The organism is Paenibacillus sp. 102, from assembly GCF_039549175.1.
In the GTDB taxonomy this organism is placed as follows: Bacteria; Bacillota; Bacilli; order Bacillales; family Bacillaceae_G; genus Bacillus_A.
In genome coordinates this window covers 1,101,239-1,125,088 of record NZ_JBCGHT010000001.1, presented here as the reverse complement: position 1 = coordinate 1,125,088, position 23,850 = coordinate 1,101,239, and the positions used below count along the sequence as shown (strand labels likewise).

The following is a 23,850-nucleotide window of genomic DNA, read 5'->3' as shown; positions in this document are numbered from 1 at the left end:
TGTAATTGTATGCGTAAAGAAAAAGAGGGGATGGCATGGGGAGAAAAACCAATAAGAAAAAACAAATAAGAAGACAGAAATATATAAAGAAAAAGCAAGAGCAGAATATACCATTTCAAAAGAAATTGGCTCTTCGTATAGAGGAAATTGCTAGGTATATTAGTATGATTTTATATGTGGTTTTGTGTATGTATTTGTTAGGTGTATTTTATCAAATAGAGATAAGACCTGAATTTTTGGAAGACATCTTTCAGGGTATTGCATTTTTGGTACTATTCGGTATGTTTTTTGTAGTGTTTAATACAGTATGGCCTAGCCATGAAAGTAAAAAAGATAAGAAAAGAAAGCAGAAAAAGAAACGCTCTTCTTATTCCTCCAATTCATCAAATGGATTTGTAAATTATAGCGATAATGATTGTAGTAGTGCAAGTGATAGTGGTGGCGGAGATTGCGGAGGAGGGGGAGATTAAAACTGAAAGTAATTTCCTTTGAAGTATTTTATTCTTCAGAATGACGAAAGGTAAAAATAGATTTTGAAAAAACAAGAGCACTAGAATGGAATATGGCGTCGCGGAAAGGGTGCGTAGCAATGAATCTAGCAAAAGAATCAGAAGAAAAAGTACAAGAGAAAAGTGAATTGAATGCGATGAAAGAAGCAATTGTTAAGTTAGAACAAAGTGTACGAGAGTTAAAAGAAGAGGTGAAAAAGGCAAGGAAGAAGAAACAGGAAAAAGATATTGATTTTGGAATGATTGGCTTTTGGATTTGTATGATAATTATTGCACTTGGATGGTTTTGGGGGAAGTAGTAAATGGATTAAGGGAGGGGGAGAACGATGGAGAAAGTGAATCTTTTAGAACTCACAAAAGATATTACAGAAAGGCATAAAAATTTTGTTGTATCGAATGTGAATAGTCATTGTCTACGAATTGCTGTGTTTACGGGGGAATATGATTGGCACTTTCACTCAAATTCGGATGAGTTATTTATCGTGTTAGAGGGAGAATTGCTAATTGATTTTCAAGATAAGGATACCGTTATACTAAAAACGAACGATTCTATTTTAATTCCAGCAGGTACCGTTCACCGCACAAGGGCACTACAGCGCACTGTTAATCTTTGCTTCGAAAACTTAGATGCGGATACCGTTATTGTGGAGAATGTATGAAAAAGTTAGCGTTAGTAGAATATCATACGATTCTGCCGGTTTTAGAAGAGAACAAACGGACATCTACTTTTGCCTATGCAGTATGTGATGGAATGATAGATGGTGAAATCTTTGTAAATGAGAGATTAACAGCGGGAATAATTGCGACTGCTAATGGTATTTATTATTTGTTTGGAGATACATATGATCAGGAATTTCAACGTGCTTTGTTTTCTTATATTAAAAATGATGTTTTAACACAGGAGAAACGATTTACATTGTTTGTGTCTAGTATAGAGTGGGAAAAGATTATTGAAAATTATTTTAATGATTCCTTTAGGAAAATCCCTCGAAAAAAATTTTTATTTCAAAGGGATATCTTTGAAGATAGAAAAAGAGAATTAGATAATTTTATATACACGGTTATGCGGATTGAGCAAAACATAATAGAAAAAAGTACCGAATTTACGGAGCAATATTATAAAGAGTATTGGGGATCAAAAGAAGCATTTTTGAAGCATGGTTTTGGCTTTTGTATTGTACAAGGTCAAAAGGTAGTGGCGGAGTGTGTTTCAATTTTTAGAGGGAATGGCTTTGCTGAAATTGATATTGCAACACATCCAGATTATCAAGGAAAAGGACTTGCTCGGTTAGTCGCAACTTATTTTATAGAACATTGCATACAAAATGATATTACGCCGTGCTGGGATTGTAATATGGATAATATTCCTTCACAAAGACTGGCTAGTAAACTAGGTTTTGATCATCCAGTGGAATATGTTTTATATGTACGTTAGAAGGTAGAGGGATAAATGATGAACGTCGAATTAACAAGATTCAAGGTGAAAGAAGGTAAGAGTCATCGCGTTGATGAATGGATGAAACTTCTCAATAATCATATGAAAGAAGTTCTTTTGACATTAAGCGACGAGAAAATGTATGTAGAGACAATTTTCCGGGAAATAAAAAATGGAGAAGAGTATTTGTATTGGTATTCTGTACAGGGGGATGGCGGGATAGATGTCGAAAATTCTCAGCATGAAATTGATAAAAAGCATTTAGAATTTTGGTATGAATGCATTGATGAGGAAGTACCTGCCGCCCAAATGAAAACAGAAGTTGTTATGATTCAAGATGTTGTCAAAGAAGCGATGAAATAATATTACTTTGTAAGTAATGGGAAAAGCGCATCAGAATAGATGGGCTTTTTTGTTTGTGGAAATTTTTTAGGGAAGTTGTATACATTTCAAGCTCTCAAGCGTTGAGTATATAGAAAGGAGAGCGGAATAAGCCATAGTACGTTTGAATCATTATTAATAGAAAAATCGAAGGCGGTTTATAGTTACTTAATCAAGGTTGGTACAGAAAGAAAAGAAGCAGAAGATATTGTACAAGAAATGATGTAGTCGTAACAGGAAAGAAAGAGGAATTACAACAGCTAGGCGGGGTATCCTATATAAAAGCAGCCGTAAGAGGAGTAACTGTTGAGAAATATTAACTTATACAGATTAATGTGAATAGTTAGAAAATTTATGTTATAATATGGGAAAAGGGGGCTTTTATGAAGCAAATACATGGAGCAATCTACATCTACATAACAATGTTTTTCATTGGAGCGTCTTATGGCTTAGGGCATTTATACTCGCACCCGATTTTAACTTTTTTGAGCGGTACATGTATGGCCATTGCGATTTGTGTACACTTTTTCTCTGTTTGGATTGTAAAGTTTCAACTAAATATTAGTGAAATGGAAGAAGGCACTTTTTGAGTGGCCTTCTTTTTTAGTAGTATCTGTTTAACTCTTTTAATAATATTTCAATTTGCTTCTCTGTTTTTATATATATAGATAAGGCTCTCAATCTAAAGAACAAGCTTCTTAAAAATGATTTTACATTTCCATACAACGTTTCATATGGTACGACAGATAATTCTTCCTTTTGAATTTTCATTTGATGTACTAAGGAATGTAGGGATGCAATGAGTTCTTTTTCATCTAAACCATTTTGTAACATAGCTATAATAGGATAGATTATTCGCTCATCTTCTTCGTACTTGTAATACATTGTATGTATATTTACTTTTTTTAATAAGGTTTGTAGTATTTCTGGATAATGTTCGGCTTTAAGTTTCGGATTTTTAACGAGTTCGTCGAATGTATCGGAAACATGAGCAATACTATGAGCCCAGCCTTGATCATTTACATAACCGCGAAAATCATGTTCTTTTTTCATATATAAAATTAATTTGTCTTTTATCTCTAGTATTTCAGGCTGTGATAAGAAATTATGTTTTGTATCGGAGCTAATAATTAAAGCAATTAATAGCGTTGTAAATGATCGGGTGAACACAGCATCTTTATCTTCTGTAGTGATTTTATAAAATAAATATTGTTTGCTTATACTTTGTGATAATAAGTGCTGTAGTTGAATTTGTGTAATATGGTCATTTGTGATGAGGTGCGAAAAGGTCGTATAGATTAATTTGTCTCGTAAATAGCCGTTTGGTGTGCCAATATGTTGGAGCATTTTTGAACTTAAATTATCAATATCTATAGTGGAATCTATGACGTAATGATTAGCTTTTATTTCTTCTAATTGTTTTTGAAGTTGTTGCATACAATCTCCCTCTCTTTGTTTAGAAAATTCTGTATTTAAATGTTATGATAGAAACAGAGAATATACAAGCAATACATATTTTGTAGAGTGAAAAGAAAGTTATTAGATTTTTTCGTGGAGTGATTAGTGAAATTTTTTATAATGGGAGCATGAGATGAAGAGAAATAGATTGATGTTGTGTATGTGCGTTCTATTTATCGTGTTTTCCGCGACATTAACAGCATGTACACGTAATGAGCAAACTGAGGATGAGCCAGTAAATGTGCAACAATCAGCAGAAAAAGGTGTTATGGAAGGATATGTTATAGTGAAAAATACAACTGTATATTTTATTAGTAATAAAAAATTTAAAACGAAAAAAGGATTGCAGGAGTATATGGAACTACAACAATATCTGGATACTCCAGGGGACACGATTCTACATTTTAACGATAAAAGTGCATATGAAAAGTTAAAATCAGGATATAAAATAAAAGTATGGTTTTCTGAGATACTTGAAAGTTATCCAGGGAAAATGACTGTTAATAAGTTTGAGATAGTGGAGAAAAATGATATTTAAAAAGAAAAAAAGTAGCGCTTGCGCTACCTTTTCCTTATTTCACAAACTGTAATTCTTTCGGGAATTTCGTTAAAATTTCTGATCCGTCTTTTGTGATATAAATATCATCTTCAATGCGAACGCCGCCTACGTTTGGTACGTAAATACCTGGTTCGATTGTGAAGACCATACCTTCTTTTAATGGTGATTCGTTGCCTGCTTTTACATCTGGATATTCGTGTACGCTAATGCCAAGCCCGTGGCCTAAGCGGTGCGGGAAGAATTCTCCGTAACCTGCATCGGCGATAACAGAGCGAGCAGCATTATCAATTTCGCCAAGTGTAACGCCTGGTTTACATGATTCAACTGCTTGTAATTGGCCAGCGAGTACAGTGTTGTAAATGCGCGTTTGTTCTTCAGAAATATCACCAAATGCTACTGTACGTGTAATATCAGAGCAGTAACCATCAATGATTACACCTAAGTCAAATAGTACGAAGTCACCACGTTTCATTTTGTTTGCTCCTGGGATACCGTGTGGTAAGGCAGAGTTTGCGCCTGCTAGTACCATTGTGTCAAAGGACATTTTATGGATGCCTTTTTTCTTCAATTCATGCTCGATGATTGCTAATACTTCTAATTCACTGCGATTTTCTTTGATTGCATCTACACCAATTCCAACAGCGTAGTCTGCCATATAAGCTGCTTGACGCAAAATAGATAGTTCTTTTTCGTCTTTAATTAAACGTAGTTCGCGTACTTTTTCTTCCGCAGATTTGAAAGATGCTTTTGGGAATAATTTTGTTAATTCTTCATAGCGCTCTACATTTAAATGTTCTTTTTCAATTGCCACTGCATTTGCATCAATACCGCGATCTTTCATTGCTTTTGCAATCATATCCCATGGCTTGTCTGTATCAGTAAATCCGATAATTTCGTGCGCCCAGCCAGCGTTTCTAGCTTGTCCTTCTTCCATTTTAGGACAGATTAAAATGGGTTCTTTTTCTTGGAATACAAATAGACCGAGTAGCCTTTCGTGTGGTTCACAATGGAAGTTTGTCATATAGAAGACGTTTGGTGTAGAAGTTAAAAATGCAGCTTCCACATTTTGTTCTTGTAGCCATTGCATTAAGTTTTCTAATCTAGTATTCATAGATTGGCACCTCCAGGGTTTCAGTTACATGTATTACTTTACATCGGATGAAAGCGTTATGACAAGTAAATCGCTGTTTGAAAAGACAGGGAATTGTGAAATTATGTAGAATAGAAGGTGTGAATGTAAACAAGGGAGGAATATAAAGATGAAAGTATCTTATCATGGACATTCAGTTGTAAAGATCGAAACGAATGGGAAGGTCATCTTAATTGATCCGTTTTTAACGGGTAATCCGAAAACAGATTTAAAGGCTGAAGATGTACAGGTAGACGCAATTATTTTATCGCACGGTCACGGTGATCATGTTGGCGATACAGTAGCGCTTGCGAAGAAAAATAATGCAGTTGTTGTGGCACCGTTTGAACTGGCAACATTTTTAGGATGGCAAGGTGTGAATACGCATCCGATGCATATCGGTGGATCACATGTATTTGATTTTGGAAAAGTAAAATTTACACAAGCATTCCATGGGTCTAGTTATATTGATGAAGAAAATCAGACGATTACATATACAGGAATGCCAGCTGGAATTTTAGTTACGGCAGAAGAAAAAACAGTGTATCATGCGGGAGATACTGCTTTATTTTCTGATATGAAGTTAATCGGCTCTCTTAATGATATTGATTTAGCATTTTTACCAATTGGTGATAATTTTACAATGGGGCCAGAGGATGCGGTGTTAGCTGCGGAATGGATTGGAGCAAAAACGGTTGTGCCAATGCACTATAATACGTTCCCATTGATTGAACAGGATCCGCATCTTTTTGTACAAAAACTAACGAGTAGTACAGGAAAGGTATTAGAAGCTGGAGAAAGTATTACACTATAAAAAAAGAAACCCTTCATTTGAAAAGACAAGTGAAGGGTTTTTTATGTGTGTAAAATAGGTTTGAAAGTATGTGCTTGTTTAGGTGTTTCTTTTACTTCTGGTAATGCTTGTTCTGGTTCTTCATTTAATTCCATCGCAATCTTTTTACCATCAACGAAAGCTAAAAATACAGCACCTACAACTTCTAAAAATTTTTTCATTTTTATTCGCTCCTTTGTTTGATTTCTTGTTTTTATTGTACATCTGAAATTAGGAACAAACTATCGAATAGGGTGACAATAGCATTACACGTTTGTAAGAATATGACTGATGGAATGTAAGGGGCATTTTTGTTATAAAAAAAATAGTACAGGTACATAAAAGTACAGTGTAACAGTTTTGGAAATATAGTATACTAAAAATACAACACATGAAGAATTTAGGGAAAAGAAAGTATGGTGAAACCATTTGGCTACCAAACATAATCAAATTTTAGAACATATTAATAACCTGCCAGTAGGGCATAAAATTTCTGTGCGTCAAATTGCAAAAGATTTGAGTGTAAGTGAAGGAACAGCTTATCGTGCGATTAAAGATGCAGAGAATAAAGGATATGTTAGTACAATTGAACGTGTCGGAACAATCCGAATTGAACAAAAGAAAAAGGAAAATATTGAAAAACTAACATATGCCGAAGTAGTCAATATTGTTGATGGACAAGTGCTTGGCGGAAGAGAAGGGTTACATAAAACATTAAATAAATTCGTGATTGGGGCCATGAAATTAGAGGCGATGATGCGCTATACAGAAGCGGGGAACTTGCTAATTATCGGTAACCGTACGAATGCACATCAACTAGCGTTAGAAGCGGGCGCTGCCGTATTAATTACAGGCGGATTTGATACAGAAGATCATGTGAAAAAACTAGCAGATGAATTAAAGTTGCCGATTATTTCAAGTAGCTATGATACGTTCACTGTGGCGACGCTTATTAACCGTGCGATTTATGATCAGCTTATCAAAAAGGAAATTGTACTTGTTGAAGACATTTTAACGCCAATTGAAGAGACGTTATATTTAAAACCTACTGATAGAGTAGAGCAATGGCATGCGTATAATGAAGAAACGATGCATGGGCGTTATCCAATTGTAGATGAAAATAAAAAGGTATTAGGGATTGTTACTTCAAAAGATATGATTGGTATCGTAAAAGAAACACCAATTGAAAAAGTGATGACAAAGCAACCGATTACAGTGAATGGGAAAATGTCTGTTGCAGCAGCAGCACGTATGATGGTATGGGAAGGAATTGAGCTTCTTCCTGTTGTCGATGAAAGCAATCATCTGCAAGGGATTATTAGCCGTCAAGACGTACTTCAGGCGTTGCAAATGATTCAACGTCAACCGCAAGTTGGGGAGACAATTGAGGATATCGTTACAAATCAATTTGTGACGCCGAAAGAAGCAAAGAACGACCATAGTTATCAATTTTCTGTGACGCCACAAATGACAAGCTCATTTGGGACATTATCATATGGTGTATTTACAACAGTTGTTACAGAAGCAACGAATCGTGCCATTCGTGCGCAGAAGAAAAGCGATTCGATTGTTGAGAATTTAACAATCTATTTTGTAAAGCCAGTTCAAATCGACAACGTTGTTTCTGTGCATCCTAAGGTATTAGAAATCGGTCGTAAATTTGGCAAGGTAGATGTGGAAGTGCGTCACGGAGGAGAAGTTGTTGGAAAAGCACTATTAATGGTGCAGTTAATTGATCGATAAGTATAGAAAAGAGCTGAGTGAAGAACCCTTTTTAGAGGGAGATTCATTCAGCTTTTTTATGTATACATAAAAATTGAAATAGAGATATAAAACCACTCTTTTTAGATTGGAAGAGAGGATCCGCCGAAGTGTAGAAGCGGTCAGTGCCTGTTTTAGCCCCATGCCGAGTGAGGACAGGAGGAGAAATGAGTGGGAGCTCTTTTTGGTTTCATAGCCGTTGCTGCTATGTAGGGACAGTGAATGACCCCTCCTTAACACTCTTACGAGTTGTTTGAAGAAGGGACTTCTGTTGGAAATACTGTTAAAAACGGATACATATTCCCTTCATTTGGTAATTAAATTGTAGTATACTTTAATTATCAGACAATTAATATATATAAAGAAAAAAAGGATGGTGTTCCATATGTCATCAGAGTTACTCTTTTTTGGCGGTGTGGCATTATTTTATTTTCTTGCGATGATACCGATTCAGTATCTTTATATTCAAGGATTAAATGAACAAAGACAAAGAACGAGACGTTCACAACAAGAACTATATAAAAATATGTCTTTTGAAGAAGAACAATTACATTTTCACGTGCAAGGAAACCCTTTTAATATCCCACCTGCATTTGTTGCCTATTTGATTTTAAAAATAAAGAATCGCAAAAAAGCATCAGCATGAATGGCTGATGCTTTTTGCATGATTACATTGTTTCATAGGCCTCTGCTTCCTCTATTGCAAGGGGCGAGAAATGTTTATATTGACGGAATCCATTAAAAATGCTTGCACCACCAAATAAGACAAATAATACGCCAACGATAATACGCGCGGTAGAGAGTTCTAAGAAAAACTGATTTGCACCAAATAACGTAACGAATACGCCAAGCGCCATTCCGGATTTTCCAGCAAGCCATCCTTTTTCCATTGGACGATTTGTACGAAAATATTTTGTTTTATAGAAGAGATACAACATAAATGAGATGATAATACAAAAGACTAATACTGGCATGATACAATCCTCCATTATTTTTTATATAGGTAACTCTAAATAAAAAACTGATATAAAACCCTTCTTTTTAGGTGGAAGAGAGCGTCCGCCCAAGTATAGAAGCGGTCAGTTCCCGATTCAGCCCCATGCCGAGTGAAAACAAAGGTAGGGAATGAGTGGAGAGTCCCTTTTGTTTTCATAGCCGAGACTGAGGTGGTGGAAAAACAAACTGGATTTATATCGTGTAACTCCACGAATTATGAGGGGTCCGTAGAGAAAAGAAAAATATTACCAGAATCTTCACATTATTATTATAAAGCAATTCTTTCTGTGTATAAATTGTTTTACGTTATAATGAAAAATAAAGTGAGATTTTTTATAGAAATTGATAAAAAGGAGACTATACATATGCATGAACAAATTTTAGCAGCAATTAAAGAGTTTGATACGATTATTATTCACCGCCATGTGCGTCCGGATCCAGATGCATTAGGCTCTCAGTGTGGTCTTGGAACAATTCTTCAAGAATCGTTTCCCGAGAAAAAGATTTATATGGTTGGATACAATGAACCTTCCTTATCGTATTTACGAGTAATGGATGAAATTGATGATGAAACTTACGAAAATGCGCTTGTTATTGTTTGTGATACAGCGAACCAAGAGCGTGTTTGTGACCAGCGTTATACAAAAGGAAAAATGCTCATTAAAATCGATCATCACCCAAATGAAGATCCATACGGAGACATTACGTGGGTGGATACGACATCAAGTTCTACAAGTGAGCTTATTTATGAGTTTTATTCTTACGGAAAAGATAAAGGTTTAACAATCACAAAAGAAGCGGCTCGTCTTATTTTAGCTGGGATTGTTGGAGATACAGGGCGTTTCTTATTCCCAAATACATCAGCAAGAACATTACGATTTGCAGCAGAGCTTGTGGAAATGGGCGTTGAGTTTCCGGCATTATATAACGAAATGTATAAAACGAAAGAAAAAATCGCTCGTTTAAATGGATTTATTTTACAAAACTTTACGATGACAGAAGAAGGTGCAGCTTATATTAAGCTGACAAAAGAAGTATTAGAAGAGTTTGAAGTGCTTTCTTCAGAGGCATCTGGTGTTGTTGGAGCGCTTGGTAATATTGATGGATTAAAAGCGTGGGTTCTATTTTTAGAAGAAGACGATGTCATTCGCGTTCGTCTTCGTTCAAAAGGGCCTGTTATTAATAAATTAGCGATGCAATATAATGGCGGAGGTCATCCGATGGCTTCTGGAGCGAAAGCATCTTCTTGGGAAGAAGCGGATCGCCTTTTCGCAGACTTACGTGAGATTTGTAAGTAAATATATTGATGTTAAAAGGAAAAAGTAGAGCGTGATAGCTCTACTTTTCTTGTTTTATGTTGATGCTAATTTCAAGTACTGTATCAAAGGAAATTGTGTCGACTTTAAAGCGGTATGTTCGGTCATAATGTTTATATGCTTTATTTTCAATTACTTTTTTTAGCAACTCTTTATTTTGCGCAATGCTTTGTATGTTTTTTGTTAAGAGGTGCTGTAAGTCATTATGAATGGAAGTTGTAATGTTTTCTAAAGTTAGGTTGTCTAAATCATATTTATCACCATTTACAATTTTAATTTTAATTTCTTGAATTGTTAATAGCTGTTTGTTTTCTTTATTTAATTTGTCCTGATCGTCAAGGAGAACACGAAGCTTTTCTTCCTGTTTCCTAATAATTTGCTTTTGTTCCTCTATTTTACTGGTTTGTTCTTGCTGAAAAACACCATATATGTACAAAAAAATAAACCAGCTTAAAACCCCCCCAACAGCGGCGCCACCTAAAAATAAATACCATCGTTTGGAAGTGGACGTGTTTGGGACCCTCATACATGTTCCTGTGTAATCCATTTAATAATAATAAGACCGGTTTGCATGCCGCCTGTTGCAAAAAATATAAGTAAAATTTGTTTCACAATGTCTTTCATATCTCCTTCAAAAAAACTTCTTTCAAAGCTATAAAATGTATCAAAAGTTCCACCAATTGCTGCGACGAGCGCCCAAATTCGTAAATTTTGTGCGAATTGATTAATTGAAGTGAGGGCAGGCTGTCCAATAAGAAATGCACCAATGCCTCCAATTAATGAGCCACCAAGTATAACCCCAAAAGCAATAAAGTAACTAATGATAAGAAGAGAGAAAAAAGTAATTTGTCTTACATCCATCGTCATTCCCCTTTCACCTTCATGTATATGGACAAAGTATAAGAAGTATGTTTTGATTTCCGCTTTCTGCATCACCTATAATGAAAGTAGTCAAATAGATAAAGAGAGGGTACAACAGTGAAGTTTGTGCATTTACAATGTCAAACCGTTTATAGTTTGTTAAAAAGTGCTTGTAAAATTGATGAACTTGTCGTTCGGGCGAAAGAGCTTGGGTTTTCATCGCTTGCGATTACAGATGAAAATGTCATGTACGGAGTCATTCCGTTTTATAAAGCATGTAAGAAGAATGGCATACAGCCTATTATCGGATTAACAGCCTCTGTTTTTAGTGAGGAAGAGGAGCAGTCCTATCCGCTCGTATTACTGGCAGAAAATGAAATAGGTTATCAAAACTTATTGAAAATTTCTAGCACCATCATGACTAAGTCTAAAGACGGAATTCCGAAAAAGTGGCTTGCTCATTATGCAAAAGGGTTGATTGCGATTTCTCCAGGAAAAGATGGGGAAATTGAACAATTATTATTGCAAGGAAGAGATGAGATTGCTGAAGAAGTAGCTCGAACATATCAAAATATGTTTGGCAGCTTTTATATGAGTTTGCAGCATCACGCGATTCAAGATGAATTATTCTTGCAAGAGACAATACCGCAATTTATAAGCGAGATGAACATTCCAGTCGTTGCGACAAACGATGTCCGGTATGTGAACCAAAGCGATGCGCTTGTGCAGGAGTGCTTGTTATCTGTTCAGAGCGGAACGAAGATGACTGACCCAGATAGACCGAGGCTCAAAACAGATCAGTATTACTTGAAATCACTGGCTGAAATGGCAGCTTTATTTTCTCATGTGGAAGAGGCTCTTCATAATACAGCTTTAATTGCGGAGCGTTGCCGTGTAGAAATTCCATTTCATGTGAATCAATTACCGAAGTTTCCTGTGCCATCTAATGAGACGAGTGATGCTTATTTACGTCGCATTTGTGAAGAGGGATTAAAAAAGCGCTACGGTGTACCAAAAGAGATACATAATCAGCGCTTAAATCACGAACTCGATGTTATTTCTCGCATGGGATTTAGCGATTATTTCCTCATTGTTTGGGATTTTATGAAATACGCACATGAACATGAAATTTTAACAGGACCGGGCCGTGGTTCAGCAGCAGGTTCGCTTGTTTCTTATGTGTTAGAAATCACAGATATTGATCCAATTGAATACGACTTGCTTTTTGAACGATTTTTAAATCCTGAACGTGTTACGCTTCCAGATATTGATATTGATTTTCCGGACATTAGACGTGATGAGATGATTCGTTATGTAAAAGATAAATATGGTCAGCTTCGTGTTGCTCAAATTGTGACATTCGGGACTTTGGCTGCAAAAGCAGCAATCAGGGATATCGCTCGTGTAATGGGGCTTCCGCCGAGGGACATTGACATATTTTCAAAACTGATTCCGTCAAAGCTTGGAATCACGCTCAAAGAAGCGTATGAAGAATCCGGTTCTCTTCGTGAATTTGTACAAGGAAATCTCGTGCATGAGCGTGTTTTTGAAATTGCGAAGCGCGTCGAAGGTATGCCGCGTCATACGTCTATTCATGCGGCAGGAGTCATAATGAGTCAGGAGCCATTAACAGGAAGCGTTGCGATTCAAGAAGGGCATAATGATGTATATGTAACGCAATACCCAGCAGAAGTGTTAGAAGAACTTGGCCTGTTGAAAATGGATTTTTTAGGATTACGTAATTTAACGTTACTTGAAAACATTCTTACGTTTATTGTGAATAAAACCGGGAAACAAATTGATATACGAAATTTACCTCTTCAAGATGAAAAGACATTCCAGTTACTTGGAAAAGGGGATACAACAGGTGTATTCCAGCTTGAATCTGGAGGAATGCGGAATGTATTACGTAGTTTAAAACCAAATGAGTTTGAAGATATTGTTGCGGTTAACTCTTTATATCGTCCAGGACCCATGGAGCAAATTCCAACCTTTATTGAATCGAAACACGGAAAGCGCCAAATTCAATATTTACACCATGATTTGAAACCGATTTTAAAGAGCACATATGGCGTAATTGTTTACCAAGAACAAATTATGCAAATCGCCTCGAAATTAGCCGGGTTTTCACTTGGAGAAGCTGACTTGCTCCGCCGTGCCGTGAGTAAGAAAAATCGTGATATTTTAGATCAGGAACGAAAGCATTTTGTACAAGGTTGTTTACGAAATGGATATGACGAAACATCAGCTGAACAAATTTATGATTTAATTGTTAGATTTGCGAATTACGGTTTTAACCGAAGTCATGCGGTAGCGTACAGTATGATCGGATATCAATTGGCTTATTTAAAGGCGAATTACCCGTTAGAGTTTATGACTGCATTGTTATCAAGTGCGATTGGGAACGAAGATAAGATTGTGCAATATATACGCGAAACAAAGCGCAAAGGTTTTCGTGTTTTACCACCGTCTCTTCATAGAAGTAGCTACAATTTCCGAATAGAAGGGAATGCAATTCGCTACAGTTTGCTTTCGATTCGTAATATTGGGATGGCTACAGTAACCGCGGTGATTGAGGAAAGAGAAAGAAATCCATTTCAAGATTTATTTGAATTTTGTCTTCGCATGCCAGCAAAGTTTGTTACGGAGCGCAATTTAGAGGCTTTTGTTTGGGCTGGCTGTTTCGATGATTTTCAAGTTTCGCGAACAACTTTGTTTAACAGTATGAAGGGTGCTCTAGAGTATGCAAGTCTTGCGCGTGAATTAGGGGAAGATAGTGTCCCAAAATCTGTATATGTACAAGGAGAAGAGCTATCATTTATTGAACAATTAAATAATGAGAAAGAAGCGCTTGGCTTTTATTTGTCCAGTTATCCAACGGCGCAGTATGCAAAGCTTGTAAAAGAACTAGAAATTCCGTCGCTTGCGCAAGCGATGAGGCAAAAGCGAAAAGTACAACGTGCCATTGTTTATATAACAGGTGTAAAAGTCATTCGGACGAAAAAATTGCAAAAAATGGCGTTCGTCACGTTTTGTGATCAAAATGATGAAATGGAAGCGGTCGTTTTCCCAGAGACGTATATTCATTTTTCGGAGAGGTTACAAGAAGGTGCCATTGTATTAGTGGAAGGGACGATTGAACAGCGAAATCATAAATTGCAATGGATTGTGAACGGCCTTTATCCATTAGAACAAATGGATGTTTACAATGAAATGAAAGAAGCATCGATTTATGTAAAGCTACCATCACAGTATGAAAAGAAGTTGTTAAATCAAGTTACAAAAATATTATTTCACTATTCAGGTTTTACGAAAGTACTAATTTATTATGAAAAGGAACATAAAATGGTACAATTGTCTCGTAGTTTGTCAATTCATCCAAGTGAAGAATGTTTAGGAGCGCTTCGTGAAATAATCGGTGAGGAAAACGTCGTATTGAAAATATAATGGACAACTTCCCTCTAGTTCGATTATTATAGTAATAGTGTTCGTGGTCAGACCACTTGGAGAGAATGATATCAGCAAGAATAATTTGAGGAGAGTGGATAGTTTGTCAACACTTCGTGAAGAAGCACTTCACATGCATAAAGTGCATCAAGGAAAATTAGAAACTGTATCAAAAGTAAAAGTAGAAAATGCTAAAGATTTAAGTCTTGCGTATTCTCCAGGGGTTGCAGAACCTTGTAAGGCAATTTATGACGATAAAAGTAAGGTATATGAATATACGATGAAGGGAAACATGGTAGCAGTTGTGACGGACGGAACAGCTGTACTTGGTCTTGGTAACATCGGACCAGAAGCATCTCTTCCAGTAATGGAAGGTAAAGCGGTATTATTCAAGAGCTTTGCTGGCGTAGATGCATTCCCAATTGCCTTAAATACAAACGATGTAGATAAAATTGTTGAAACTGTAAAATTAATGGAGCCGACTTTTGGCGGTGTAAACTTAGAAGATATCGCAGCACCAAATTGTTTTATTATTGAAGAACGCTTGAAAAAAGAAACAAATATTCCTGTGTTCCATGATGATCAACACGGAACGGCTATCGTAACAGTAGCTGGCCTTGTAAACGCGCTGAAATTAGTTGGAAAGAAAATGTCTGACATTAAAGTTGTTGCAAATGGCGCAGGTGCAGCAGGTATTGCAATTATTAAACTTTTATATCGCTATGGTGTACGCGACGTTATTATGTGTGACCGAAAAGGTGCGATTTATGAAGATCGTCCTGTCGGTATGAATCCGGTGAAAGATGAAGTTGCAAAATATACAAATAAGAATCGCAAAGCAGGTTCTTTAGCTGATGTTGTACAAGGTGCGGACGTATTCATTGGTGTATCTGCAGAAGGTGCATTAACTGAAGAAATGGTTCGTACAATGAATGACGATGCGATTATTTTTGCAATGGCGAATCCGGTTCCAGAAATTATGCCAGAATTGGCGAAAGCAGCGGGCGCAGCTGTTGTTGGAACTGGTCGCTCTGACTTCCCGAACCAAGTAAATAATGTACTAGCGTTCCCTGGTATTTTCCGTGGTGCACTTGACGTACATGCGACTCAGATTAATGAGGAAATGAAAATGGCAGCTGTAGAGGCCATTGCAGAGCTTGTAACGGCAGATGAGCTGAATGCAGACTATATCATTCCGGCACCATTTGACGCGCGTGTAGCGCCTCAGGTAGCGGCTTACGTTGCGAAAGCTGCGATGGAGACAGGAGTAGCTCGCCGTCAAGTAGATCCAAATGAAATCGCTGAGAAAACAAAACAATTAGCGCTGATTGGTAAAGAGTAAGCGAGGAATTTCTATTGACATCATCAAATACAAAAGTATATCTCGAAATTGTAAAGAAAATCCGTTCCATTATGGAAGAGGATGGTTTAGTAGCAGGTGATCGCTTACCATCTGAGCGTGAGTTAAGCACGCGCTTAACTGTTGGGCGTTCATCTGTACGGGAAGCATTGCGAGCTTTAGAACTCGTAGGATTAATTGAAACAAGACGTGGCGAAGGGACATTTATTCGAAACTTCTATGATAATGGTCTTGTTCAATTAATTGCGCCATTTTTATTACAAGATGAGAAAACGATTCGTGATTTATTACAGACGAAACGATTGCTTGAAAAAGATGTTCTTCGAATCGTATGTGATTTACCGAAAGAAACGTTCTCTAGTGTATTAAGTATGTTGCAACAGGTTCTTAAAAAGGACGAGAGTTCCATCCAGGAGTTTCATCAAACATTTTTTAAAACACTTATTGAACAAGTGGATAATTATTTACTATATCGAATTTGGAGAATTGTAAATGATTACGCTGCGACTCTTTCTTATGAAATTTCACTAGAATCTATAGGAATTTATAGAAAGCTCTATGAAGCGCTATACGCGAAAGAAGAAGAAGAGGCGCTAAAAATTTATGATGAATTAATGGAAAACTTACAGTTTCACTCGTGATGTATAAAATTTGTCGAAATGACCATGACACGTTATGACAAACAATCTATCGCATAGCGGTTAAAGTTAAACGTAAAGAGAGAGGTTATGAGTGTGTGTTCAAATAGAGGGGATAAAGAGAGCTAAGTAGCTGTCTTTATCGGATCTTTTGAACATCCTCTATAGACAGATTGGGAAGACAAGGCTAACATCGATCTTTGGTGTTAGCCCCGTTTTCTTCCTACCCTAACCTTAGCTCTCAACAAAGGGGGTCAAATTGTGCTAAGAGATTTATTCGTAAAAAAGAAAAAGTACGCTGCAATTCCTTCAGAACAAGTACGAAAAGATGTGCCGGACGGTGTTATGACAAAATGTCCGAAATGTAAGAAAATCATGTATACAAAAGAGCTTCTTAAAAATTTAAAAGTATGTGTAAACTGTGGTTATCATCATCCTATGAATGCGTGGGAACGCCTTGATAGTGTATTAGACGAAGGTTCATTTCGTGAGTATGACAAAGAGATGGTTTCGTTAAATCCACTTGGATTCCCAAGTTATGAAGAAAAATTAGAGAGTGATCGCAAGAAAACAGAATTAAATGAAGCGGTTGTGACAGGTGAAGGAACAATTGACGAAATGCTGGTTGTGATTGCAGTAATGGATTCTCGTTTTCGAATGGGCAGCATGGGCTCTGTTGTAGGAGAAAAAATTGCACGTGCAGTTGAAAAAGCACACGAATTGCAAGTTCCATTTATTATCTTTACCGCATCGGGCGGTGCGCGTATGCAAGAAGGTATTTTAAGTTTAATGCAAATGGCAAAAACGAGCGTAGCTTTGAAAAAGCATAGCAATGCTGGAGGATTATTTATTTCTGTTATGACTCATCCGACGACAGGCGGTGTTTCGGCGAGTTTTGCTTCACTTGGTGACTATAATCTTGCAGAGCCAGGTGCACTTATCGGCTTTGCTGGTAGACGTGTAATTGAACAAACAGTGCGTGAGAAGCTGCCAGAAGACTTTCAAACGGCAGAATTTTTACTAGAGCACGGTCAATTAGATGCAGTTGTGCATCGCGATGATATGAAAGATTCACTCCGTAAGATTTTAGAAGTTCATCAAGGAGGGGAAACGGCTATATGGCAGAGCTAGAATTTGAGAAACCAGTTGTTGAGCTAAGAAATAAGATTCGTGAACTGAAAGACTATACGAAAAACAGCCAGATGGACTTCAGTGAGGAGATTCGTATCTTGGAAGACAAGTTAGAAAATCTAGAGGAAGAAATATACGGCAATATGAAAGTGTGGGACCGTGTTCAAATTGCTCGTCATGCAGAGAGACCGACAACGCTCGATTATATTGAGCACTTATTTACTGATTTTTTTGAATGTCATGGAGATCGTCTATTTGGCGATGATGCAGCGATTGTCGGCGGCATAGCGAAGTATAAAGGAATGCCTGTAACAGTAATCGGGCACCAGCGCGGGAAAGATACGAAAGAAAATATTCGTCGTAATTTTGGAATGCCTCATCCAGAAGGATATCGGAAGGCGCTACGTTTAATGAAGCAAGCGGAGAAATTTAATCGTCCAATCATCTGTTTCATTGATACGAAAGGTGCTTACCCTGGTAAAGCAGCTGAAGAGCGTGGACAAAGTGAAGCTATTGCACGTAATTTATTTGAAATGGCGGGCCTTTCTGTACCTGTTATTTGTATTGTTATTGGTGAAGGCGGTAGCGGTGGTGCACTTGGTCTTGGAGTAGGAGATTACATTCATATGCTAGAAAATTCCACTTATTCTGTTATTACACCAGAGGGAGCGGCAGCGATTCTTTGGAAAGATGCAGGAAAAGCAAAAGAAGCTGCAGAAGCGATGAAAATCACGGCGGCGGATTTGAAAGAATTAGGTGTAATCGATGAAATTATTCCAGAAGCACGTGGTGGTGCACATCGTAATATTTTAAAACAGTCTGAAAATATTGATCTAATGATCGGAAAAACTTTCCAACAAATAAACGGTATTTCGAAAGAGGAATTAATCGAAAAACGTTATGAAAAATATATGAAAATTGGGCAAGTTTCGTTTTCAAACGCTTCCATTTGGATAAAATAATAAAAACGTGCGTTCCACTTCGCGAATGCACGTTTTTATTATGAAAAGACACATCTTCTCCATTGTATTTTTATATTTTTTCATGTTATTTTATTATAAGGCAAATAATCTTTATGAGGTGAGTACAAATGAAACGTATTGGTGTATTAACAAGTGGTGGAGATTCACCTGGTATGAATGCTGCCATTCGTGCAGTTGTTCGTAAAGCGATCTTCCATGATATAGAAGTATATGGTATTTACCATGGATACGCTGGATTGATTTCTGGTCACATTGAAAAATTAGAACTTGGTTCTGTTGGCGATATTATCCACCGTGGTGGTACGAAATTATATACAGCAAGATGTCCTGAGTTTAAAGACCCAGAAGTACGACTAAAAGGAATCGAGCAATTAAAGAAACTTGGTATTGAAGGACTTGTTGTTATTGGTGGAGACGGTTCTTACCAAGGTGCTAAAAAATTAACAGAGCAAGGGTTCCCATGTGTTGGTGTACCAGGTACAATTGATAATGATATTCCTGGAACAGATTTCACGATCGGTTTCGATACAGCGTTAAACACTGTTATTGATGCGATCGATAAAATTCGTGATACAGCTACATCTCATGAACGTACATATGTTATCGAGGTAATGGGACGACATGCTGGAGATATCGCATTATGGGCTGGTTTAGCTGATGGTGCAGAAACAATCTTAATTCCAGAAGAAGATCATGATATGGAAGATGTAATTGCTCGTTTAAAACGCGGTAGTGAGCGTGGTAAAAAGCATAGTATCATCGTTGTAGCTGAAGGTGTTGGAAGTGCAATTGACATCGGTAGACATATCGAAGAAGCAACAAACTTTGATACTCGCGTAACTGTATTAGGTCACGTGCAACGTGGTGGGTCACCAAGTGCACAAGACCGTGTATTAGCAAGTCGTCTTGGCGCAAGAGCAGTTGAACTGTTGATTGCGGGTAAAGGTGGACGCTGCGTAGGTATCCAAAACAATCAACTTGTTGATCATGACATTATCGAAGCGTTAGCTCAAAAGCATACGATTGATAAAGATATGTATCAATTATCTAAAGAATTATCCATCTAATCGACTTAATGTCTAATATTTGGGAACGGTTTCATAATTTTCGGAGGTGCAATATGCGTAAAACTAAAATTGTATGTACTATAGGTCCTGCTAGTGAAAGTATTGAAAAATTAGAGCAATTAATCGGAGCGGGTATGAACGTTGCTCGTTTAAACTTCTCTCATGGTAGCCATGAAGAGCACGGAGCTCGTATTAAAAACATTCGTGAAGCGTCAAAGAAAACTGGTAAAACAGTTGCAATCTTACTTGATACAAAAGGTCCAGAAATCCGTACACATGACTTCGTAGACGGGCAAGCTGAGCTTGTAACAGGTGCAGAAGTAGTTATCTCTACTGAGCAAGTATTAGGAACTGCGGAGAAGTTCTCTGTATCTTATGCTGGTCTTTATGATGATGTAGACCCAGGTTCTCGCATTCTCATCGATGACGGTCTTATCGAACTAGAAGTAATCGAGAAAGCTAACGGAAACATCCGTACAAAAGTATTAAACAGCGGAACTGTAAAAAATAAAAAAGGTGTTAACGTACCAAACGTAAGCATTAAGCTTCCTGGTATCACTGAAAAAGACGTAAAAGATATCGTCTTCGGTATCGAGCAAAAAGTTGATTTCATCGCAGCATCTTTCGTTCGTAAAGCAGCTGACGTATTAGAAATCCGTGAATTATTAGAAGAGCATGGTGCACAGTACATCCAAATCGTACCAAAAATCGAAAACCAAGAAGGTATCGATAACATCGATTCAATCTTAGAAGTTTCTGACGGTTTAATGGTAGCTCGTGGTGACATGGGTGTAGAAATTCCGCCAGAAGAAGTGCCATTAGTACAAAAACGTCTAATCAAAAAATGTAACGTGTTAGGTAAACCAGTTATTACTGCAACACAAATGTTAGATTCTATGCAACGTAACCCACGTCCAACTCGTGCGGAAGCAAGTGACGTAGCAAACGCAATCTTTGATGGTACAGATGCAATCATGCTTTCTGGTGAAACTGCAGCGGGTCAATATCCAGTAGAATCAGTAACAATGATGGCAAACATCGCAGTACGTGTTGAAAAATCATTACAATACGAAGATATGTTCAAAAAACGTATTAAAGAGTTCGCGCCAACAATTACAGATGCAATTAGCCAATCTGTTGCACACACAGCGCTTGCTCTTGATGTAGCTGCAATCGTAGCTCCAACAGAAAGTGGTCATACGGCCAAAATGATCTCTAAATATCGTCCGAAATCTCCAATCGTAGCTGTAACATCTGACGAGCAAGTGGGCCGTCGTCTTGCGCTTGTTTGGGGTGTACAAGCGTTTATGGCTGGAAAACGTGCAGCATCTACTGATGAAATGTTAGATACTGCAATTCAAACAGGTATGGATGCAGGTCTAATTGGACTTGGAGATACTGTTGTAATTACTGCTGGTGTTCCAGTTGCTGAAACTGGTACAACAAACTTAATGAAAATCCATGTTGTTGGTGAAGAAATTGCTAAAGGACAAGGGATTGGTCGTAAAGCTGCAAAGGGTAAAGTAGTTGTAGCAAAAACAGCTGAGGAAGCTGTAGCGAACGTAACAGAAGGTGATATCCTTGTTACAACAAGTACTGATAAAGATATGATTCCTGCAATTGAAAAAGCTGCAGCTCTAGTTGTAGAAGAAGGTGGCTTAACAAGCCATGCAGCTGTTGTAGGTGTATCAATCGGTATTCCGGTTATCGTTGGTGTTGAAGGTGTAACTAGTACTTTAATCAATGGCCAAGAAGTAACAGTTGATGCAGCGCGCGGAATTGTTTATAATGGACATGCGGAAGTGCTATAAGAAGTAATATGGAGAGAAGGATGGGAGTCCTTCTCTTTTTTTTACAATTAAAATACGAAAATCACTCTAGAAAAGTAAAAAAGGCCAACCCTTGAATTGGTACTTTGAAGCTCGAAAGCTCTTTGAGAGGGATTTTTTTTGATGTGGAAGGGGAAACCCTTGTGTGCTTATCGGACGAGGGATAAGGGCTAGTTTCGGCAGTTTGAGGAGCATCCCTCTGATGGGTAGCTTAGTTTTTATTTGAACGAAATGAAGGAGCTTTACCTTACATATAACAAAGGAAAGGAGTGAGGGTATGAAGTGGCTTCTATTTCTTTTTATTTTGATCCCTGCAATTGAAATAACTGTGCTCATTGGCTCTAGTCATTTAATTGGTCTATGGTCGACGTTTGCTATGATTGTATTAACAGGTGTTGTTGGTGCTTATTTAGCGAAAAAACAAGGATTTAAGGTACTGAAAGAAATTCAATCAAGGTTGAACAGGGGTGAGATGCCAGGTGATGCGGTACTGGACGGGATCTTTGTTTTTGTAGGAGGGGTGCTTTTATTACTTCCTGGGTATGTAACAGATGTGATAGGATTTGCTTTCATCTTTCCGATAACAAGAAAGTTATTTAAACCTTTCGTAATGAAATGGTTAGAGTGGAAATTGAGAAGGAATACAACCGTTATAGTACAAAAATAACACTTAGAACATGAAACGTTCTAAGTGTTATTTTTTTGTCGAATCATAAAATGTATATTTATTCATTTGTAGAAAAAGGAAGAAAAGGGAATAATAAAAATGTAGGAAACGGAATAAAAATGTAAAATTAACAGTAAAAGTGCCATTTTACGCAAAAAACAAGGGAATTATCCATTTGTTATGGATAATTCCCTTGTTTTATTTTTTTGAAGAAAACTTGAATGTAAGACTTGGATGAGAGTGAAAAATTTATTTTAGTGGTGGACCTTTAATAAACTTCCATAAATCATGAAATACATGGGCTTTGTGCAATGTGTTTAATAGTACTAATGTGACTGGACCAATGATTAACCCTAAAAAACCATATAGCTTAAACCCAACGAATAGTGCGATAAGTGTTGGTAATGGATCGAGTCCGATATTGGATGATAACACTTTTGGTTCCATGATTTGCCTTTGAACAATGACAACGATATATAAAATAAGTAAACCGATTGCGAAAGCTGTATCGCCTGTGAAAAATACATATATAACCCAAGGAACAAAAATGGCTCCTGTTCCTAAATAAGGAAGTAAGTCCACAATTCCTGTAATGATTGCAATCGTGATGGCATATGGTACACGCAAAATTAATAGTCCAATTAGTACAATGACGGTTGTCATAGATACAAGGGTGAGCTGCGCTTTTACAAATCCGAATAATGCTTTTCGTAAATCGACAAAAATAGTCTTTCCGTATCCGTGTACGCGATTTGGAAGCAATCGTTTTACTTTATGAGCAAGTGTATGCCAATCAAAACTAATAAAGAAAGTTGCTAATAAGACGAAGACAAGAACTGTTAAAGTCGTTGGAAGTGCACTGATGAAGTTTGTTAATCCACTTATAATAGCGGTTAACAGCTCTTTCATCTGCTTTGTTGCTTCCGTTCCTAGATTTTGAATGTTTTGTGTGATTGTATATTGTTGTGATTCACCTAGATGATTAAATTGAGAAATTAAATCATCGTATAAAGGCATAATATTATTGAGTGCAAATTGCTGTGCATACTGTACAATTGCTGGAAACTTTTCTGTGACGACTTGCAGTAAGTAAGTTGTGGCGGAAATTGCTTCTGTCACAAGGTATGTAACAAGTCCAACGATGGCACCGAACACGAGAATTAAGCTGACGAGTACCGCTAAGGCACGGGGGAATTGTAGTTTTTGATTAAGAAAATTTACGACTGGGTTGATTAAATAAGCAAAAGCTAATGCGATAATAAAAGGGTATATAAGACCTGAAACATATAGAAGTGCATAGAACCCAATTATCGTTGCTAAAATGACAAATATAAGTCGTAATACGATATACAGTGAATTTCGATTCAAATGTGCCTACCTCCCATTCCAAATGATATTTATGCTATAGTGGAATGATGGATTTATCCTGCTATTTGCGGACAGGTTGCCTCGTTTTGAGGTGCGAAGTAATCTGTCCGCAAATAGCTTGAC

General features: G+C 37.1%; 26 protein-coding genes and 2 pseudogenes. 21 read left to right on the top strand and 7 right to left on the bottom strand.

What is annotated here, in order from left to right; all coding sequences use genetic code 11:
- The first annotated feature begins 35 nt into the window (after positions 1 to 35).
- The 8 genes and pseudogenes from AAIE21_RS05925 to AAIE21_RS05895 all read left to right on the top strand — a co-directional run bounded on the left by AAIE21_RS05925 (position 36) and on the right by AAIE21_RS05895 (position 2,915).
- A complete protein-coding gene (locus AAIE21_RS05925) occupies positions 36 to 470 on the top strand; it encodes a hypothetical protein (protein ID WP_343265883.1) in 435 nt (144 codons plus the stop codon).
- A 119-nt stretch (positions 471 to 589) separates the two neighbouring features.
- Entirely contained in the window at positions 590 to 808 is a 219-nt protein-coding gene (locus tag AAIE21_RS05920) for a phosphodiesterase (protein ID WP_343265882.1), read from the top strand.
- A gap of 27 nt (positions 809 to 835) precedes the next feature.
- Complete coding sequence (locus AAIE21_RS05915; protein ID WP_343265881.1) at positions 836 to 1,168, top strand: cupin domain-containing protein; 333 nt, start codon at positions 836 to 838, stop codon at positions 1,166 to 1,168.
- Entirely contained in the window at positions 1,165 to 1,944 is a 780-nt protein-coding gene (locus tag AAIE21_RS05910) for a GNAT family N-acetyltransferase (RefSeq protein WP_343265880.1), read from the top strand. Before AAIE21_RS05915 ends, AAIE21_RS05910 begins: the two co-directional genes overlap by 4 nt.
- Positions 1,945 to 1,962: 18 nt before the next feature.
- Positions 1,963 to 2,307 carry a DUF6176 family protein gene (locus AAIE21_RS05905; protein ID WP_343265879.1) on the top strand — a complete coding sequence of 115 codons (345 nt, stop codon included), beginning with the start codon at positions 1,963 to 1,965 and terminating at the stop codon, positions 2,305 to 2,307.
- A gap of 126 nt (positions 2,308 to 2,433) precedes the next feature.
- Positions 2,434 to 2,550, top strand: a pseudogene (locus AAIE21_RS05900) (RNA polymerase sigma factor); the annotation flags it as partial.
- Positions 2,550 to 2,645: pseudogene (locus AAIE21_RS29570) on the top strand (anti sigma factor C-terminal domain-containing protein); the annotation flags it as partial. The pseudogenes AAIE21_RS05900 and AAIE21_RS29570, both read left to right, overlap by 1 nt.
- Before the next feature lie 63 nt (positions 2,646 to 2,708).
- The gene (locus AAIE21_RS05895) at positions 2,709 to 2,915 is read left to right on the top strand and encodes a hypothetical protein (protein WP_098335419.1); all 207 of its coding nucleotides are present in this window, start codon (positions 2,709 to 2,711) and stop codon (positions 2,913 to 2,915) included.
- 13 nt (positions 2,916 to 2,928) lie between these two features.
- Here AAIE21_RS05895 and AAIE21_RS05890 read toward each other — a convergent pair whose 3' ends face one another.
- A complete protein-coding gene (locus AAIE21_RS05890) occupies positions 2,929 to 3,762 on the bottom strand; it encodes a DUF2785 domain-containing protein (RefSeq protein ID WP_343265878.1) in 834 nt (277 codons plus the stop codon).
- A gap of 154 nt (positions 3,763 to 3,916) precedes the next feature.
- On the opposite strand from AAIE21_RS05890, the gene AAIE21_RS05885 reads away from it, so the two are divergent.
- Positions 3,917 to 4,321, top strand: a complete 405-nt coding sequence (locus AAIE21_RS05885) for a DUF3221 domain-containing protein (protein ID WP_343265877.1) — start codon at positions 3,917 to 3,919, stop codon at positions 4,319 to 4,321.
- 34 nt (positions 4,322 to 4,355) lie between these two features.
- On the opposite strand, the gene pepQ is transcribed toward AAIE21_RS05885, so the two are convergent.
- Positions 4,356 to 5,453 (bottom strand): Xaa-Pro dipeptidase, encoded by a 1,098-nt coding sequence (gene pepQ, locus AAIE21_RS05880; protein WP_343265876.1) that lies wholly within the window; start codon positions 5,451 to 5,453, stop codon positions 4,356 to 4,358.
- Positions 5,454 to 5,601: 148 nt separating this feature from the next.
- Here pepQ and AAIE21_RS05875 point away from each other — a divergent pair, with 148 nt between their 5' ends.
- Positions 5,602 to 6,285 carry a metal-dependent hydrolase gene (locus AAIE21_RS05875; RefSeq protein ID WP_343265875.1) on the top strand — a complete coding sequence of 228 codons (684 nt, stop codon included), beginning with the start codon at positions 5,602 to 5,604 and terminating at the stop codon, positions 6,283 to 6,285.
- Between the two features lie 41 nt (positions 6,286 to 6,326).
- Here the strand turns inward: AAIE21_RS05875 and AAIE21_RS05870 are convergent, their stop codons facing one another.
- Complete coding sequence (locus tag AAIE21_RS05870; RefSeq protein ID WP_343265874.1) at positions 6,327 to 6,485, bottom strand: hypothetical protein; 159 nt, start codon at positions 6,483 to 6,485, stop codon at positions 6,327 to 6,329.
- A gap of 247 nt (positions 6,486 to 6,732) precedes the next feature.
- On the opposite strand from AAIE21_RS05870, the gene AAIE21_RS05865 reads away from it, so the two are divergent.
- Positions 6,733 to 8,046, top strand: coding sequence for a DRTGG domain-containing protein (locus AAIE21_RS05865; protein ID WP_343265873.1), 1,314 nt, complete (start codon positions 6,733 to 6,735; stop codon positions 8,044 to 8,046).
- 403 nt (positions 8,047 to 8,449) lie between these two features.
- The gene (locus AAIE21_RS05860) at positions 8,450 to 8,710 is read left to right on the top strand and encodes a DUF3949 domain-containing protein (protein WP_343265872.1); all 261 of its coding nucleotides are present in this window, start codon (positions 8,450 to 8,452) and stop codon (positions 8,708 to 8,710) included.
- A gap of 22 nt (positions 8,711 to 8,732) precedes the next feature.
- On the opposite strand, the gene AAIE21_RS05855 is transcribed toward AAIE21_RS05860, so the two are convergent.
- Positions 8,733 to 9,038 (bottom strand): YtpI family protein, encoded by a 306-nt coding sequence (locus AAIE21_RS05855; RefSeq protein ID WP_343265871.1) that lies wholly within the window; start codon positions 9,036 to 9,038, stop codon positions 8,733 to 8,735.
- A 387-nt stretch (positions 9,039 to 9,425) separates the two neighbouring features.
- On the opposite strand from AAIE21_RS05855, the gene AAIE21_RS05850 reads away from it, so the two are divergent.
- Positions 9,426 to 10,358 carry a DHH family phosphoesterase gene (locus AAIE21_RS05850; protein ID WP_343265870.1) on the top strand — a complete coding sequence of 311 codons (933 nt, stop codon included), beginning with the start codon at positions 9,426 to 9,428 and terminating at the stop codon, positions 10,356 to 10,358.
- A gap of 40 nt (positions 10,359 to 10,398) precedes the next feature.
- Here the strand turns inward: AAIE21_RS05850 and ytrI are convergent, their stop codons facing one another.
- Positions 10,399 to 10,902 (bottom strand): sporulation membrane protein YtrI, encoded by a 504-nt coding sequence (gene ytrI, locus AAIE21_RS05845; protein ID WP_343265869.1) that lies wholly within the window; start codon positions 10,900 to 10,902, stop codon positions 10,399 to 10,401.
- Positions 10,899 to 11,237: a sporulation membrane protein YtrH gene (ytrH, locus tag AAIE21_RS05840; protein ID WP_343265868.1), complete on the bottom strand. Its 339-nt coding sequence runs from the start codon at positions 11,235 to 11,237 to the stop codon at positions 10,899 to 10,901. Before ytrH ends, ytrI begins: the two co-directional genes overlap by 4 nt.
- A 117-nt stretch (positions 11,238 to 11,354) precedes the next feature.
- Between ytrH and dnaE the strand changes: the two genes are divergently transcribed.
- From dnaE to AAIE21_RS05800, 8 genes are all read left to right on the top strand, one after another.
- Positions 11,355 to 14,684 (top strand): DNA polymerase III subunit alpha, encoded by a 3,330-nt coding sequence (gene dnaE / locus AAIE21_RS05835; protein ID WP_343265867.1) that lies wholly within the window; start codon positions 11,355 to 11,357, stop codon positions 14,682 to 14,684.
- Positions 14,685 to 14,787: 103 nt separating this feature from the next.
- Positions 14,788 to 16,026 (top strand): NADP-dependent malic enzyme, encoded by a 1,239-nt coding sequence (gene ystJ / locus AAIE21_RS05830; protein ID WP_343265866.1) that lies wholly within the window; start codon positions 14,788 to 14,790, stop codon positions 16,024 to 16,026.
- 14 nt (positions 16,027 to 16,040) lie between these two features.
- Positions 16,041 to 16,685 carry a FadR/GntR family transcriptional regulator gene (locus AAIE21_RS05825; RefSeq protein ID WP_343265865.1) on the top strand — a complete coding sequence of 215 codons (645 nt, stop codon included), beginning with the start codon at positions 16,041 to 16,043 and terminating at the stop codon, positions 16,683 to 16,685.
- 258 nt (positions 16,686 to 16,943) lie between these two features.
- A complete protein-coding gene (gene accD / locus AAIE21_RS05820) occupies positions 16,944 to 17,813 on the top strand; it encodes an acetyl-CoA carboxylase, carboxyltransferase subunit beta (RefSeq protein ID WP_343265864.1) in 870 nt (289 codons plus the stop codon).
- Positions 17,801 to 18,775 carry an acetyl-CoA carboxylase carboxyl transferase subunit alpha gene (accA, locus tag AAIE21_RS05815; RefSeq protein ID WP_343265863.1) on the top strand — a complete coding sequence of 325 codons (975 nt, stop codon included), beginning with the start codon at positions 17,801 to 17,803 and terminating at the stop codon, positions 18,773 to 18,775. The genes accD and accA overlap by 13 nt, the downstream gene beginning before the upstream one ends.
- A 128-nt stretch (positions 18,776 to 18,903) precedes the next feature.
- The gene (gene pfkA, locus AAIE21_RS05810) at positions 18,904 to 19,863 is read left to right on the top strand and encodes a 6-phosphofructokinase (protein WP_343265862.1); all 960 of its coding nucleotides are present in this window, start codon (positions 18,904 to 18,906) and stop codon (positions 19,861 to 19,863) included.
- A 53-nt stretch (positions 19,864 to 19,916) separates the two neighbouring features.
- Positions 19,917 to 21,674 carry a pyruvate kinase gene (gene pyk / locus AAIE21_RS05805; RefSeq protein WP_343265861.1) on the top strand — a complete coding sequence of 586 codons (1,758 nt, stop codon included), beginning with the start codon at positions 19,917 to 19,919 and terminating at the stop codon, positions 21,672 to 21,674.
- A gap of 295 nt (positions 21,675 to 21,969) precedes the next feature.
- Positions 21,970 to 22,359 (top strand): FxsA family protein, encoded by a 390-nt coding sequence (locus tag AAIE21_RS05800; protein WP_343265860.1) that lies wholly within the window; start codon positions 21,970 to 21,972, stop codon positions 22,357 to 22,359.
- Positions 22,360 to 22,608: 249 nt separating this feature from the next.
- Here the strand turns inward: AAIE21_RS05800 and ytvI are convergent, their stop codons facing one another.
- Positions 22,609 to 23,727: a sporulation integral membrane protein YtvI gene (gene ytvI / locus AAIE21_RS05795; protein ID WP_343265859.1), complete on the bottom strand. Its 1,119-nt coding sequence runs from the start codon at positions 23,725 to 23,727 to the stop codon at positions 22,609 to 22,611.
- Positions 23,728 to 23,850 lie beyond the last annotated feature (123 nt).

Excerpts from the sequence above, each read along its gene's own strand:
- AAIE21_RS05925 (WP_343265883.1), top strand. The coding sequence starts at position 36 with ATGGGGAGAAAAACCAATAAGAAAAAACAAATAAGAAGACAGAAATAT.
- AAIE21_RS05920 (WP_343265882.1), top strand. The coding sequence starts at position 590 with ATGAATCTAGCAAAAGAATCAGAAGAAAAAGTACAAGAGAAAAGTGAA.
- AAIE21_RS05915 (WP_343265881.1), top strand. The coding sequence starts at position 836 with ATGGAGAAAGTGAATCTTTTAGAACTCACAAAAGATATTACAGAAAGG.
- AAIE21_RS05910 (WP_343265880.1), top strand. The coding sequence starts at position 1,165 with ATGAAAAAGTTAGCGTTAGTAGAATATCATACGATTCTGCCGGTTTTA.
- AAIE21_RS05905 (WP_343265879.1), top strand. The coding sequence starts at position 1,963 with ATGAACGTCGAATTAACAAGATTCAAGGTGAAAGAAGGTAAGAGTCAT.
- AAIE21_RS05895 (WP_098335419.1), top strand. The coding sequence starts at position 2,709 with ATGAAGCAAATACATGGAGCAATCTACATCTACATAACAATGTTTTTC.
- AAIE21_RS05890 (WP_343265878.1), bottom strand. The coding sequence starts at position 3,762 with ATGCAACAACTTCAAAAACAATTAGAAGAAATAAAAGCTAATCATTAC.
- AAIE21_RS05885 (WP_343265877.1), top strand. The coding sequence starts at position 3,917 with ATGAAGAGAAATAGATTGATGTTGTGTATGTGCGTTCTATTTATCGTG.
- pepQ (WP_343265876.1), bottom strand. The coding sequence starts at position 5,453 with ATGAATACTAGATTAGAAAACTTAATGCAATGGCTACAAGAACAAAAT.
- AAIE21_RS05875 (WP_343265875.1), top strand. The coding sequence starts at position 5,602 with ATGAAAGTATCTTATCATGGACATTCAGTTGTAAAGATCGAAACGAAT.
- AAIE21_RS05870 (WP_343265874.1), bottom strand. The coding sequence starts at position 6,485 with ATGAAAAAATTTTTAGAAGTTGTAGGTGCTGTATTTTTAGCTTTCGTT.
- AAIE21_RS05860 (WP_343265872.1), top strand. The coding sequence starts at position 8,450 with ATGTCATCAGAGTTACTCTTTTTTGGCGGTGTGGCATTATTTTATTTT.
- AAIE21_RS05855 (WP_343265871.1), bottom strand. The coding sequence starts at position 9,038 with ATGCCAGTATTAGTCTTTTGTATTATCATCTCATTTATGTTGTATCTC.
- AAIE21_RS05850 (WP_343265870.1), top strand. The coding sequence starts at position 9,426 with ATGCATGAACAAATTTTAGCAGCAATTAAAGAGTTTGATACGATTATT.
- ytrI (WP_343265869.1), bottom strand. The coding sequence starts at position 10,902 with ATGAGGGTCCCAAACACGTCCACTTCCAAACGATGGTATTTATTTTTA.
- ytrH (WP_343265868.1), bottom strand. The coding sequence starts at position 11,237 with ATGGATGTAAGACAAATTACTTTTTTCTCTCTTCTTATCATTAGTTAC.
- accA (WP_343265863.1), top strand. The coding sequence starts at position 17,801 with ATGGCAGAGCTAGAATTTGAGAAACCAGTTGTTGAGCTAAGAAATAAG.
- pfkA (WP_343265862.1), top strand. The coding sequence starts at position 18,904 with ATGAAACGTATTGGTGTATTAACAAGTGGTGGAGATTCACCTGGTATG.
- pyk (WP_343265861.1), top strand. The coding sequence starts at position 19,917 with ATGCGTAAAACTAAAATTGTATGTACTATAGGTCCTGCTAGTGAAAGT.
- AAIE21_RS05800 (WP_343265860.1), top strand. The coding sequence starts at position 21,970 with ATGAAGTGGCTTCTATTTCTTTTTATTTTGATCCCTGCAATTGAAATA.